This window comes from Clostridium sp. JNZ X4-2, from assembly GCF_054889485.1.
In genome coordinates this window covers 1132531-1145899 of record NZ_CM142685.1, presented here as the reverse complement: position 1 = coordinate 1145899, position 13369 = coordinate 1132531, and the positions used below count along the sequence as shown (strand labels likewise).

Sequence of the window (13369 nt, the reverse complement as noted above, 5' to 3'; positions counted from 1 at the left end):
CCGGATTGTCTAATTTACTTTTTTTACCAAGGGGTCAGACCCCATGCCATTTTTTGACATGGGGTCTGACCCCTTACCTTTTTTTACCAGACCCCAGATTGTCCCACATTGTCTCTTTTATCTCAAGGATTTGATTCTATCCTCATTGCTTACAATGCCCGTTATCCTGACTCCGAAATTTTCATCCACCACTACAACTTCACCATAAGCTATCTTCTTTCCATTTACCAGTATCTCCACCGGTTCTTCCGCCAGCTTATCCAGTTCTATTAGTGATCCTGTACCCAGATTCAATATATCTTTTATATTTTTTTTGGTTCTTCCAAGTACAACTGATATTTCAAGAGGTACATCCAATATCAAATCTATATTTTTAGGCACACTCTCCACAGTTTTAGGTTTACCAAGAGGCTGAAAGGCTGCCTTCTGCACCGGTACCTGCTGTTTGCCTGCACTTGTTTCTATAGGTTTTTCATATATACCGCTGTCAGCAGCTGTATTTTGCTGGGTCACTGAAGGGGATGCTGCCGGTGCTGCCGCCTGAGGTTGCTGCACAGACTGACCTAAATTTGTGTCATCCTTGTTTTCTGAAACTTCAGGTTCAGCAGCAGCTGCCTCTTCCTCATTTTCCTGGCCCATCATTATGGAAACCACCTTTTTTGCAGTTTCTATGGGAAACAGCTGCATTATGTGACTGTCCACCAATTCACCTATTTTAAGCGAAAAGGATACTTTAACCACAGGATCCTCTTCACTTATTCCTTCAGACAGGGGCTTTGTAAGATCATTCCATATTTTTGAGGAAGGAGGTGATATATTTACCTCCCTCATAAACATGGTGGCCATGGAAGTAGCTGCAGAACCTATCATCTGATTCATGGCTTCAGATACTGCACTTATTTCTATCTCGCTGAGTTCGGACTTTTTATCCTCTCCCTTGCCATCGCCGCCCATCATAAGACTTGCTATGACAGCTGCATCCGTCACCTTCATCACAAGAAGATTTTCGCCTATTATTCCCTTGGTATATTTAACTTCCAGTGCAATGTTTGGAACTTCAAATTCATCTTTTAATTTTTTCAGGGTGGTTAAAGTTACAACAGGAGTAGTTATGTTCACCTGCTGGTTTATTATTGTAGACAGTGCTGTGGATGCAGATCCCATAGATATATTTCCTATTTCACCCAGCAAATCTTTTTGTACCTCTGATAATTCAGTTTCATTCTGGGAGTCTGTTTCTAACGCTGGATCAGTTTCATCTTTTTTATCTTCTCCCCCATTTAAAAGTGCATCTATCTCTTCCTGTGAAAGAAATCCATTACTCATAATTTTCCACATCCTTACTTATAATATCTAGTATCTCAACGCCCATGTTTTTCCCTATTACGCCAGGCTTGCCGTAACAATATACCTTATCTTCCACCATTAACTTCACAGGGCTTTTAATGCCTTCATTCAAAGTCACTACGTCGCCTATATTCAAATTCAAAAATTCCTCCACTGTAAGACTGGCAGTTCCAAGTACGGCTGAAAGCTGCATTTCCACTATATTAAGTCTTTTTCTAAGCTTTTCCTTAGATTCGTTTACTACCTCCTGGTCACTGTCTTGAAACCAGTACTGTACCACAAGCTTGTCCAGTACTTTTTCTATACTTAAATAAGGTATGCATATATTTATGAAAGTATTGCTTTTCCCCATTTCTACAGAAAAAGTTATGAGAGCAACGGGATCGTTAGGTGCAAGGGTCTGGTTCAATGCCGGATTTGTTTCAATTCCTTCCACTTCTGTTTCCACTGGCATTACGTCTTCCCAGGCCAGCTTTAAATTTGATATAAGTCCTGTATTCACCACTTTTATAATATTTTTATCTATATCCGTAAATTCTCTGATCTTGTATTTTCCTGCTCCACTGCCCCCCAGAAGCAAATCTATAACTTCGAATACAAATTGAGGGTTTATTTCAAATAGTACTGAACCACTTAAAGGCGGCATTTTAAATATGGTCAATACAGTAGGATTCGGCACAGAGTGAATAAATTCTTCATAGGTTATCTGCTGAACTGATTCCAATTTCACTTTCACATTGCTTCTCACCTGTGCAGTCAAGTAGTTTGAAATTATCCTGGCATAATTGTCATGAATAAGTTCGAGAGTTCTTATATGATCCTTGGAAAACTTCTGGGGGCTTCTAAAATCATAAGGTTTTACTTTTTGCTTTTCCTCCTCCTTAGGCACTTCATCAGGAGTAAGTTCCCCTGCAGACAAGGCAGCTAAAAGGGCATCTATCTCATTCTGCGATAATACATCTGCCATTCTCTTCCCTCATTTCTTATGAAAATTCTAATTTGAAAGAAGTTTGTCTATATCGATCAGTGTAACTATTCTGTCTTCAAGATTTATTATTCCCTCTATATAGGCTTTTTTTCTCTCATCGTTTATCTTTTCAATAATATTTTCTTCTAAATCCAAAACTTCATCTACCTGATCTACAGTTATACCTACCAGTTCATCTTCCATTTCAAGTATAATTATATTACTTTCACTTTTGCCGCTCTTTGGAATATCCATTAAGAGATTTATGTCTAAAAGTGATATTACATTTCCCCTTAAATTTATAAGTCCTTTTATATATGACGGTGCCATTGGAACCTTTGTTATCTCCATGGCATCATTTATGCTTTGGACTTTAGCTGTTTCTACAGCAAATTGCTCATTATTCAATCCAAATATAACAACCTGCATATTTACACCTCCACGTGCATGCGGGTACACAAACCATGTACTTATAAGCTGCATATAAAAGCCACAGTTTTACGCATCTTTTTAATAAGATTCAACCACAAATTCAATACTACTTAAATATTTCGTTATAAACTGCATTACCTTTATATTGGCTGCAAAATTTTAACCTAGATTTCATTTTATTATGAATTTGCAACTTTGTTTATTGCCTCAAGAACCCTGTCCGGCTGGAAGGGCTTTACAATAAAGTCTCTTGCCCCGGCTTTTATTGCATCCATCACCATGGTCTGCTGTCCCATTGCTGAACACATTATTATTTTGGCAGCCGGATCCAGGGCTTTTATTGCCTTTACAGCCTCAATACCATCCATATCCGGCATCGTTATATCCATGGTGACCACGTCAGGTTTTTCCTTTTTATACAATTCCACAGCTTTTATTCCGTTGTTTGCTTCTCCTACTATTTCAAATCCATTTTTTTCTAATATGTCCTTTATCATCATTCTCATAAAAGCAGCGTCATCCACAATTAATATTTTAGCCATTTTTTTCCCTCCAAATTATATACTACTATTATTATCCTATTCCTAAAGCATTTAAAATCTTTTCAAGAGAGCCGGGCATGGGAATATAGTAAAAATGTCCGCTCACCCTGGAGTTGTTCTGCATAAGCAATGTTTCTATATCAAGGACATAGTCATCAAATTGTCCTGATTCTATAAATGTAGTTGAAAGTATTGCACCCAGCATGTCGCAGCTGACTGCAGGTACTGAAGGTACAACATACAGTCCTGTAAATTTAGACATGGAATTCATATAGGAACTAGCTATTATATTGCCCACTTCACATACAACTGAATTTCCCATATCGTCCAGATAATCCTTTTTCTGGCCCGTAAGCATATAAGTGAGAGCCAGTGCAGTATCTTTTTCAAATATAAAAAGTATGTTCCCGGGTGCATCTCCCAGTATTCTGACTATTACACCTACAACTATTTCATCTCCGCCTATACTCTGGAAGATATCCTCAAAAGGCACTATGTTTATGGAAGGCACTGTCATATCCACCTTTTTATTCAAAAGCTGTGAAAGAGCTGTGGCGGCATTTCCTGTACCTATATTGCCCACTTCCTTCAGTGCATCCAATTGTATAGGAGTAAGTTCCTTATAATTCATAATTATCCTCCCTATACCAGGGAAGCAACATCTAATATAAGCGTTACAAGTCCGTCACCAAGTATTGTTGCCCCCATGTATTCTTTTAGATTCTGCAGTGTTTTTCCAAGAGGCTTTATAACAATTTCTCTCTGTCCCAAAAGTGAGTCCACCATGAGTCCTACAGTTTTTTCTCCTACTTTAACTATAACTATATAATTTTTCTTGTTGTCTGATCTTTCAATCCCAAGTTTATCGTATAATCTAATAAGCGGTATCACATTTCCATTATATATTATAACTTCACGGTTGTTTGTTATTTTAACAAGATCGTCGCTGTAATCTATAACCCTGTCCACATATCCCAGAGATATAGCCATGGTTTCATTCCCTGCTCCTATAAGCAGTACCTGGATTATCTGCAGTGTAAGAGGAAGTTTTATTATAAAGGTGGAACCCCTGCCCTCTTCGCTTATAAGATCCACAGTGCCTCCAAGAGAGGATATCTTGGTCTTCACTACATCCATGCCAACTCCCCTGCCTGAGATGTCCGTTACTTCCTTATTAGTGCTGAATCCCTGCATGAATATGAGGTTTTTTATATCATTATCCGACATTCCATCAGTATTTATACCCATATCCTCTGCTTTTTCCTTTACTCTGTCTACAGGTATTCCGTTGCCGTCGTCTTCTACTTTTATTACTGCCTTGGTTCCTTCCTGGTAAGCAATAAGTTTTATCTTGCCAACAGGATCTTTTCCCCTTGAAATTCTCTGTTCCCTGGATTCTACGCCATGATCCGCTGCATTTCTAATCAAGTGAATCAGGGGCTCGCCTATTTCATCTATTACTGTCCTGTCAAGCTCCGTATCTGCTCCCTGAATTATAAGTTCCATTTCTTTATCCAGTTCTACGGATAAATCCCTTATCATCCTTGGAAACCTGTTAAACACTGTATCCAGCGGCAGCATTCTGATTTTCATGACTAAATCCTGAAGATCAGAAGTGGTTCTTGCAACTTGTTCCAATGTTTCATTCAGCTCCGTCAATTTGTAATTGCTGCTTATCTGCTCAAGCCTTGTCCTATTTATGACCAGCTCGGATACCATATTCATGAATTTGTCCAGTCTTTCCAGATCCACCCTTACAGACTGGTGAATTTTCTTATGGTTTTCTTTCTTTACCGGATTTTTATCTTTCTTTTTCACGGCTGCCGAAGCTGCAGGTTTATTATTCACACTGTTTTTTTGTTCAGCCTGACCTTTCACTTTAGCCTTTATCTCAGTTTCATTGGATGCATCTTCCTGTATTTTCTTTGCTTTTACAGATTTTATATCTACAATTTTTAAATCCACCTTTTCTACTTCAGATACATTAATCAATGTATTATAGACTTTCTTTTCATCACTTTTAGTTAGAAAAACAAGCTGTATTTCAAATTCAAAGTTTTCATTTTCTATATCCTCTGCACTGGGAATTGACTTTATTATTTCCCCAATTTCTTCAAGATTCTTGAATATGAGAAAAGCTCTGGCTGATTTCAGCAGGGTATTTTCACTGAGATCAATCTTTATTTCATAAGCGTTAAATCCTTTATCCTCTGCCTGCTTAACTACATTTATATCATATTCATTCAAATCTACAGAGGAATCCTCTATATCCTTGGCCTTCACTTCATTATCTTTTTTGTCAGCTTTGTCAGCCTCATGATTTTGTACAGCAGATTCCTCCTGCGGATTTCCTGAAATCTTTTCCAGTTCATCTATGATTCCCTGGATGGGCACTTCTTCATCTACTCCATCTTCTATATTTTTTATCATCTGCTCAAGGGTATCCAGACATTTAAACAGGACTGTAACTACATCCTGGGTGACTTTAAGCTGTCCATCCCTGAATTCAGACAATACATCCTCCATTTTATGGGTAAGTTCTGTTACCTTGTTAAATCCCATAGTAGCCGCCATTCCCTTTATGGTATGTGCAACTCTGAAAATTTCATTCACTTTATCTATGTTGTCCGGTTCTTGTTCAAGCTGAAGCAGTGAATCATTTAATGTCTGTAAATTATCCATTGCTTCCTCCAGAAACATAGACATATATTGTGATGTATCCATTTCTTTCCCTCCTTATAGCTTTCTGTACATAAAGGTAGATGCCTTTTCAAAATCGTAATCTTTATAATTGTATATGCTTTCAGTGGCTCCAACAAATAATAATCCTCCTTTTTTCAAGGATTCACTGAACTTTTTATATATCTTATCTTTTACATCCTGATTAAAATATATCACTACATTCCTGCATATTATCAAGTCAAAATTATTTTCATAGTTATCCAGTATCAAATCATGCTTTTTGAATGTAACCAAATTCTTTATTCTGTCACTTATAATATATTTATCGTCTTTTACGGTGAAATACTTATTTAAATATTCCTTTTTTACATTTTTTATTTCCGATAAAACATATTCACCCTTTTTAGCTCTTTCAATTATAGTATTATCTATATCCGTTGCTATTATCTTATGTCTTCCCAGGGGGCTCAATTCATTTAAATACATGGCAACTGAATATGGTTCAGCTCCAATTGAACAAGCTGCACTCCATATTTTCAAGGAATTATTTTTAGAAAGCAGTTCTTCTTTCAGTTTGACTTTAAGTTCTTCAAATATTTCAGGATTTCTGAAAAACTCAGATACATTTATAGTTATAAAATCAAGAAATTTCTGTCTCTGCATGCTGTCCGCCTTTAAAAGCGCTATATACTCCTCTATGCTTTTTACCCCAACCCTGGACATGAGGCTGTTTATTCGCCTGTGCAGCTGATTTGGTTTATATGCGGATAAATTTATATTGAATTCCCTTAAAACCCAGTGCTCAAAATAATCCATATCCATAAGTCTACCTCCTGCCAAGCCTTATTATTTTTAATATTTCACCTGCTATTTTATCTATTGGCAGAACCATATCCACTTTGCCGGTGGCATAAGCTGCCTTAGGCATGCCATAAATAGTGCAGGTGGACTCATCTTCTGATATTGTAATACCTCCGTTTTTCTTGATTTCCACAGTTCCATTGGCTCCGTCTCTACCCATGCCGGTTAAAACAGCACTTATTATATTATCTCCGTATACCCTAGAGGCTGATATGAATAATTTATCCACCGCAGGTCTTACGCCCCAGATGGCAGGTTCCACATTCAGATGTATCTTTTTATCTCTCCAGACTTCCATGTGAAATCCACCCGGAGCTATGTAAACAGTATTATCTTCTATATTCGTGCCATCCTGTGCCTCTACTACTTTTATTCTGGAATTGGAATCAAGTCTTTCTGCAAAAGCCCTGGTAAATCCTACCGGCATATGCTGTACTACAAATACAGGCACCCCCATATTTTCAGGGAATTCCGTTATGACTGAATACAATGCCTTAGGTCCCCCTGTGGATGCTCCTATTACCACAGCATCTATACTTTTCCTTGTGTTCATTCTACAGTCTTCCGTCTCTTCAGCATTTGTCTTCAAACTGGCAGCACCAATTTCTTCACGGCTTTTATTTCTATGTACCATGGTGGAGAACTTCTGCATCTTAATTATATTTCCATAGGCCGCCTTTATTTTTTTTATCAATTCAGTTCTCACTTTGTCTATATCCAGAGATATGGTGCCAGAAGGCTTGGGCAAAAAATCAAAAGCTCCTGCTTCAAGACATTCCATAGTAAGTTTTGTACCTTCCTTGGAAATACTGCTCAAAACTATTACAGGTACGTTTATACCTCTTTTTTTCAATTCACCCAGGGCTGTTATGCCATCCATCCTTGGCATTTCCACATCCAGAGTTATTATATCCGGCATGTTTTTCCTGAAATTCAGGGAGAGTTTATTTAAAAGATCCTCACCATTTCTCGCGGTACCTATAACCTCTATGGAAGGATCATCATCTATCATATCCGAGATTATTTTTCTCATGAGTGCAGAATCATCCACTACTAAAACCTTAATTTTCTCCAAAGTGCCATCCCTCCATTAATTTTTAAATTTCTTTCACACCTATACCAACTGTTTTTATTTTAACCCCTCCATCAGAAGTGTCGAATATCATTGTTCTTCCCTTATTGCCTCCCAGATCTTCCGCCAATATTGAAATAGAATACTTCTTTAATATATTTTTTACAGCAATACCGTTTCTGTTCCCTATATCCATAATCATACTTTTATCCGAAAAGTTGAACATGGAGGCTCCCCCTGCTATTTTTGCCCTTAAATTTCTCCTGTTTACACCTAATTTCTCTAATTTTTCTATGAGCAGCGGAACAGCTAAATCAGCAAATTTCAGGGGATTCTTCGCACTGCTGAATTGAGTACTGTCCGGCAGCATTATATGTGCCAGCCCTCCTATGTTTATTCTGCTGTCATACAGTGCTATACCCACGCAGGAACCCAACCCAATGGTTATAATTTTATCCGGGGAACTAGCAGTATTCATATCTGCTATTCCTACCTTTATCTCTTTTATCTCCATAAGTATGCAACCTTTCAATTTAAATTAAAATCATATGAGTTCCTTTTCTTCTTCCGTCAATATTTTGTTCAAATTCAAAAATATTATTATCTTTTCATCTATTTTAATAAGTCCCTTGATATATCTTTTTGATATCCCCGATACTATTTCCGGAGGTACTTCTATATTATCGGTCTTCACATCTTTTACTTCAGATACAACATCAACTATTATACCTATTTTATTGCCATCCTGCTTTGTGACTATAATTTTAGCCTGATCCTCCTTTTGATTGGACTCAAGCCCAAATTTTTTAGTAAGGGATATTATGGGGAGTATATTTCCCTCATAGTTTATGACTCCTTCTACAAAATCAGGGGAATCAGGCAGCTTTGTAGTCTCCTCATATCCTAAAATTCTCTCTATCTCCATAATATCCGTGGCATAATATTCTCCATCTATGCTAAATATCAATACTTTTATTTCCTTATTGTCCATTTAAAAATCCTCCTTATTATTGCGTAATTATAATACAAATAAACTTAATACAGTGTGAGCCTGCTAAGTTTAAATTGAGATTTCTACAAAACAAATTTATCTACTACTATAAGCCCTTCCTTCAAGTAGGCATGTACATTCTTACCTGGAGAGTCTAAAATCATTTCCTTGCTTCCTACCTTGAATACAGTGTTGTGATAAGCCACATCAGCCCATATGTGTCCATTGCTTCCCACTTGAAGTATTGTAGACACTCCTGCCGTACTTCCCACAATCTTGCACTTGATTCCTGTTTTTGATTTCAAAATTCCTCCCCTTGCCACACTTCCCCTGTTCAAAAATTCAATAATGCCATTGCCTGTAATATTTGATATATACTCTCCCTTTCCCGTCATTGTTATATCACCGGAACTTTTTATATCTGAATCCTGACAATAAGATATATTTACATTTACGGGAAGTGCAAGTGTATTCTTAAAGTCTTCTATTTTATCCTTCACTTTATCTATTAATTCATTTAGTTCCAAATAATTTTTTATGCCTATGGGGCCCATTCCCATAAGTTTTGTCCTTATCAAGTCAATTATTTCATTCCCCTGACTCTCATTGTCCTGCATGTTTAAATCTGCCATTACATTTATGCTCAATTTCAAAATAACCTTGAATTTGCTTTCCAGCAGTACTTTTATTATTTCTCCGTCCTTTTTGTCACGGCCAAGCAAATTATAGTCTTTTATTTCTTTTATCACATTAATTAATTTAGCCAGGTTTTTGTTTAATTTTTCAAGATGTTCCAGAGCATTGATCTTCTCTACATTATTTCCTCCGCCGCATATTCTTGATGCAACAACGCTGCCGCCCACAGATATATTGCCTACTGCATTTATGCTGGCTCTTTCCACTTCCTTATTTATAACAAGATCATTTCCACATTCTACCTTCATTCCTTCTTTTACACTTCCATGTATAACTATATCTCCCATAAACCTTATGTTTCCTGTGCTTAAGTCCACATCACCGCTGATTTCATGAACTTGATGAACATAAAAGGTATTTCCCTTTACGGAAGGTTTACCATCAATGGCTGCTTCCACTGTATTTTCATTTTTAATCGTACACCCCGCTCCTGCTTTAAGCTTCAGGCGTTTTCCCTTTTTATGCTTTAATATTCTGCCATTCACATCATATCCACTTTCACCCTGGGTTCCCTCATGTCTTACTGCAATTATATCTCCCTTTTTTACTGAGTTTACAGCTCCTATGCTTTTAAAGTCCACATTGCCTCCCAGATCTTCCTTAAGATCTGCAAAAGTTTTAAACTTAGACTCTATTAAATCATCCTGTCCATTTACGGGTTCTTTTCCCCTTGCTACAAGTAATTTTTCACTGATTTCTACAACTTTTTTCAAATTTTCTTCTATTATACCATAAACTACTTTATTATTGGATAATTCTTCTTTAATTTCTTCCACCGTATATTTGGCCGGGGATATACTCTTCAATATTTGAGTTTTCAAACTTAATTTTTCACTTTCCTCCATATCTCTCAATGCATATTCATTTTTGGGCGTATATCTGATTTCTGCATAGACCTTCATCTTGTCATCGGAAACATATATATTCAATTCCCTTTTCGGATCATTTTCAGCAAAGACTGTTCTTATGTCACTGCCGGCAAAAACTTCACATTTATTTTGAACTTCAACTCCATCTATAAAAATGGACATGTTATTGCTTTTATAAATCACTGCAGGTTTTCCCCCTGCTGCAGGATCTTTTACAATTATACTGCCCTTCAGCACTTTTACAGTACCGTTGTTTTCATTTATTTTTAAGTTATTATCTTTATCCGGGACCGGTGCCGGGTTTTTCCCGCCATCCTCCCAGAAAACTTCTATTACTGTTTTCTTTTTAAAAAACGATTTTTGCTTTTTTAAAATCCTGTATTTCAGCTTATCTTCCGGCTTATTCAGCTCATAACTTGCAGATTTCAAACAATCTTCCAGTGAAATTCCCTGAAATATCTTTTTCATTGTTTTCCCCCCCAAATAATGAAGTTTACATTTTTTCAAAATTCTTTATGTCCTTTTTTACCTTTTCGTCATATGCCTTCATTATTTTAATCAAGATTTTATTGCTGGAAGAATCAAATTGAATATCTCCCACCGATTTTACAGGCAGCACTTTTGGTGAAGTACCGGATATAAAAACTGCATCAATTTTACCTATATCTTTGTAGTTCACATTTTCCTCCAGCACCTTTAATCCCAATTCAGTGCAGATCCCCATTATAATATTTCTGGTAGTTCCCGGCAGTACTTCTTTAAGGGGTGCCGTTATAACCTTTTCATCCTTTATCATGAATATGTTGGACTTGCTTCCTTCAGTTATATTTCCGGTGTTATCCACAAGAATTGCTTCAAATATATTGCTTTCTTCTATTTTTTTATCCAGCCGGGTTCTAAATTTCTGGTTTACCACCTTGGCATTTGGATTTTCCCTTTCAATGCGAAAAAAATCAGTATGGACTCCCATTTTATAGTCATTTAGAGATGGATAATGATATTTTACAAAATAGGACAAAAAATTATTGTTCTGGCAAAAATTAAATACAAGTTTTACATTTCCCCCATAAGTTTTATTTATATGTATTAACTTAAGTATACTGTCCGAAATCTCTTTTCTGGTAAGCCACAGCTTTAAATCAGTTACTTTAGCGGAATTGTCCAGTCTATCCAGATGTGCCTTTAAAAATAGGGGTTTTCCATCTATTATACGAATCACTTCATATAAGGATTTTCCATTTTCAAGTATATCATCTCTAAATTTTTCTCTTCCTCTCACTTCACCATTGTACAAAAAAAAGTTATTAAGAAATTCACTCATTATAATCTCCCTCTTAAAATCCTATAATAAAATTTAATTAAATATTAATAATAACTATATTTTATCATTATCTAGAATAATTTCCTATATTATTTCAACTCCTTATTGTATCATGACAGTAATTTGTTCATATAACACCAATTATGTTTTCAATAAGGATATTCATATGATATTATTATAGAAAAGAATAAAGTTCAAAACTTAAAGAACAGATGGGGTGATTTATTTGACAAAACTTGCCATATTTGATGTGGATTTTACTTTAACCAGACGGGAAACCCTGATGGAATTTTACATATTCATGGTAAAAAAGAATCCTAAGCTCATAGTATATGCACCATTCAGCATTATTTCGGCTTTTTTATTTGTAATAAAATTATTTACTGCAAAAAAAGCCAAGGAAAATTTTATTGCCTTTATAAATGGAATAGGCCAGGAAAAAATGAAATGCCTCACAGCAGAATTCTATGAGAAAAGAATGTGTGAAATATTTTACAGGGATGGTTTGGATACCATGAAAAAATTAAAGGAGGAAGGCTGCAAAGTATATCTGATTTCCGCCTCCGCAGAATTTTATCTAAAAGAATTATACAAAATAAAAGAGGTGGATAAAGTAATAGGCACCATATTCTCAATTAAGCATGGAAAACACTACAATAAAATCATAGGCAGGAACTGTAAGGGCGAAGAAAAGGTGAGGAGACTTATGGAGTCTTTAAAAAAAGATGGTTTAGAAGTTGATTTCAAGAACTCGTATATGTTCTCTGATTCCCTGTCGGATCTTCCTCTGTTCAATATTGTAGGGAATCCATATCTTATAAATTACAAGAAAAAAAATACTCATGACATCAAGGTGCTGAACTGGAAGTGATTATTAGATGGAAAAGAACAAAGAACCGATAATAAATAATAAACAATGAATAATAATGTATCTTATATAATAGTTGACTATTTTTATTTCAACATCTGATTATAAATAAAATAAGTGCAAACGCTAACTTTATAACAATTTAGCATTTACACTTATATAGTAACAAAGCTTTATTTTACGGGCTTTTTTCTACAGTCTCTGGAATTTTTTCGGTGTCTATGGAAAATCTACCAAATCTGTTCTTTGATATTTGTTCTTTGATATTTATTCTTTGTTCTTTGAACTTTACTCTTGTTCCAACTGTTCATAATAAGCTGAAACTTCTTCAAACTCTCCTTCTTCAGGAATAACAAGTTCCCCTGCTTCTCCTTCGCCCTCTACTTTAAATAAATATACGGATTTATTTTGTGGATTTTGAACTATGGCATATTCATTGCCCTTAAATTCAAATCCATCAACTACTTCACATGGAACTACGTTTCCATTTTCATCTTCTAAATCTACAATTAATGCTTCATGATCTCCACAGTCGTCACATCCACAACCGCAATCATGAACCATTTCACTTTCACCACAATTACAAGTTTCTACTTCATCATTGCAATTACAGTTATGTCCATTCAAATTTTCTTCATTCATAACCTATACCCGGCATTCACCTTCAAGGTGGATATCCTATCAATTTATAACCTAATCTTAAAACTTTCATCTATCCGGT

14 protein-coding genes are annotated in these 13369 nt (G+C 35.9%); 1 reads left to right on the top strand and 13 read right to left on the bottom strand.

Annotated features, from left to right (window positions below):
* Positions 1 to 117: 117 nt before the first annotated feature.
* From fliY to ACYUJ6_RS05340, 12 genes are all read right to left on the bottom strand, one after another.
* Positions 118 to 1326, bottom strand: coding sequence for a flagellar motor switch phosphatase FliY (gene fliY / locus ACYUJ6_RS05395; protein WP_461844820.1), 1209 nt, complete (start codon positions 1324 to 1326; stop codon positions 118 to 120).
* Complete coding sequence (fliM, locus tag ACYUJ6_RS05390; protein WP_461844819.1) at positions 1319 to 2314, bottom strand: flagellar motor switch protein FliM; 996 nt, start codon at positions 2312 to 2314, stop codon at positions 1319 to 1321. Before fliM ends, fliY begins: the two co-directional genes overlap by 8 nt.
* Positions 2315 to 2341: 27 nt before the next feature.
* The gene (locus tag ACYUJ6_RS05385) at positions 2342 to 2743 is read right to left on the bottom strand and encodes a chemotaxis protein CheW (protein WP_461844818.1); all 402 of its coding nucleotides are present in this window, start codon (positions 2741 to 2743) and stop codon (positions 2342 to 2344) included.
* A 182-nt stretch (positions 2744 to 2925) separates the two neighbouring features.
* Positions 2926 to 3288 carry a response regulator gene (locus ACYUJ6_RS05380; protein ID WP_461844817.1) on the bottom strand — a complete coding sequence of 121 codons (363 nt, stop codon included), beginning with the start codon at positions 3286 to 3288 and terminating at the stop codon, positions 2926 to 2928.
* A gap of 31 nt (positions 3289 to 3319) precedes the next feature.
* A complete protein-coding gene (locus tag ACYUJ6_RS05375; RefSeq protein ID WP_461844816.1) occupies positions 3320 to 3919 on the bottom strand; it encodes a chemotaxis protein CheC in 600 nt (199 codons plus the stop codon).
* Between the two features lie 11 nt (positions 3920 to 3930).
* The gene (locus tag ACYUJ6_RS05370) at positions 3931 to 6012 is read right to left on the bottom strand and encodes a chemotaxis protein CheW (protein WP_461844815.1); all 2082 of its coding nucleotides are present in this window, start codon (positions 6010 to 6012) and stop codon (positions 3931 to 3933) included.
* A gap of 12 nt (positions 6013 to 6024) precedes the next feature.
* Positions 6025 to 6792 (bottom strand): CheR family methyltransferase, encoded by a 768-nt coding sequence (locus tag ACYUJ6_RS05365; protein WP_461844814.1) that lies wholly within the window; start codon positions 6790 to 6792, stop codon positions 6025 to 6027.
* 4 nt (positions 6793 to 6796) lie between these two features.
* Positions 6797 to 7906, bottom strand: coding sequence for a protein-glutamate methylesterase/protein-glutamine glutaminase (locus ACYUJ6_RS05360; protein ID WP_461844813.1), 1110 nt, complete (start codon positions 7904 to 7906; stop codon positions 6797 to 6799).
* 22 nt (positions 7907 to 7928) lie between these two features.
* On the bottom strand, positions 7929 to 8417 hold the full coding sequence (locus tag ACYUJ6_RS05355) for a chemotaxis protein CheD (protein WP_461844812.1): 489 nt from the start codon (positions 8415 to 8417) through the stop codon (positions 7929 to 7931).
* Between the two features lie 30 nt (positions 8418 to 8447).
* Positions 8448 to 8894 (bottom strand): chemotaxis protein CheW, encoded by a 447-nt coding sequence (locus ACYUJ6_RS05350; RefSeq protein ID WP_461844811.1) that lies wholly within the window; start codon positions 8892 to 8894, stop codon positions 8448 to 8450.
* Positions 8895 to 8977: 83 nt separating this feature from the next.
* Positions 8978 to 10927 (bottom strand): DUF342 domain-containing protein, encoded by a 1950-nt coding sequence (locus ACYUJ6_RS05345; protein ID WP_461844810.1) that lies wholly within the window; start codon positions 10925 to 10927, stop codon positions 8978 to 8980.
* Positions 10928 to 10952: 25 nt separating this feature from the next.
* A complete protein-coding gene (locus ACYUJ6_RS05340) occupies positions 10953 to 11780 on the bottom strand; it encodes an aminotransferase class IV (RefSeq protein WP_461844809.1) in 828 nt (275 codons plus the stop codon).
* Positions 11781 to 12006: 226 nt separating this feature from the next.
* Between ACYUJ6_RS05340 and ACYUJ6_RS05335 the strand changes: the two genes are divergently transcribed.
* A complete protein-coding gene (locus ACYUJ6_RS05335) occupies positions 12007 to 12651 on the top strand; it encodes an HAD-IB family hydrolase (RefSeq protein WP_461844808.1) in 645 nt (214 codons plus the stop codon).
* Positions 12652 to 12936: 285 nt separating this feature from the next.
* Here ACYUJ6_RS05335 and ACYUJ6_RS05330 read toward each other — a convergent pair whose 3' ends face one another.
* Positions 12937 to 13290 carry a DUF1292 domain-containing protein gene (locus ACYUJ6_RS05330; RefSeq protein WP_461844807.1) on the bottom strand — a complete coding sequence of 118 codons (354 nt, stop codon included), beginning with the start codon at positions 13288 to 13290 and terminating at the stop codon, positions 12937 to 12939.
* Positions 13291 to 13369: the final 79 nt, after the last annotated feature.

Excerpts from the sequence above, each read along its gene's own strand:
- fliM (WP_461844819.1), bottom strand. The coding sequence starts at position 2,314 with ATGGCAGATGTATTATCGCAGAATGAGATAGATGCCCTTTTAGCTGCC.
- ACYUJ6_RS05355 (WP_461844812.1), bottom strand. The coding sequence starts at position 8,417 with ATGGAGATAAAAGAGATAAAGGTAGGAATAGCAGATATGAATACTGCT.
- ACYUJ6_RS05350 (WP_461844811.1), bottom strand. The coding sequence starts at position 8,894 with ATGGACAATAAGGAAATAAAAGTATTGATATTTAGCATAGATGGAGAA.
- ACYUJ6_RS05340 (WP_461844809.1), bottom strand. The coding sequence starts at position 11,780 with ATGAGTGAATTTCTTAATAACTTTTTTTTGTACAATGGTGAAGTGAGA.
- ACYUJ6_RS05365 (WP_461844814.1), bottom strand. The coding sequence starts at position 6,792 with ATGGATATGGATTATTTTGAGCACTGGGTTTTAAGGGAATTCAATATA.
- ACYUJ6_RS05370 (WP_461844815.1), bottom strand. The coding sequence starts at position 6,012 with ATGGATACATCACAATATATGTCTATGTTTCTGGAGGAAGCAATGGAT.
- ACYUJ6_RS05385 (WP_461844818.1), bottom strand. The coding sequence starts at position 2,743 with ATGCAGGTTGTTATATTTGGATTGAATAATGAGCAATTTGCTGTAGAA.
- fliY (WP_461844820.1), bottom strand. The coding sequence starts at position 1,326 with ATGAGTAATGGATTTCTTTCACAGGAAGAGATAGATGCACTTTTAAAT.
- ACYUJ6_RS05380 (WP_461844817.1), bottom strand. The coding sequence starts at position 3,288 with ATGGCTAAAATATTAATTGTGGATGACGCTGCTTTTATGAGAATGATG.
- ACYUJ6_RS05375 (WP_461844816.1), bottom strand. The coding sequence starts at position 3,919 with ATGAATTATAAGGAACTTACTCCTATACAATTGGATGCACTGAAGGAA.
- ACYUJ6_RS05330 (WP_461844807.1), bottom strand. The coding sequence starts at position 13,290 with ATGAATGAAGAAAATTTGAATGGACATAACTGTAATTGCAATGATGAA.
- ACYUJ6_RS05345 (WP_461844810.1), bottom strand. The coding sequence starts at position 10,927 with ATGAAAAAGATATTTCAGGGAATTTCACTGGAAGATTGTTTGAAATCT.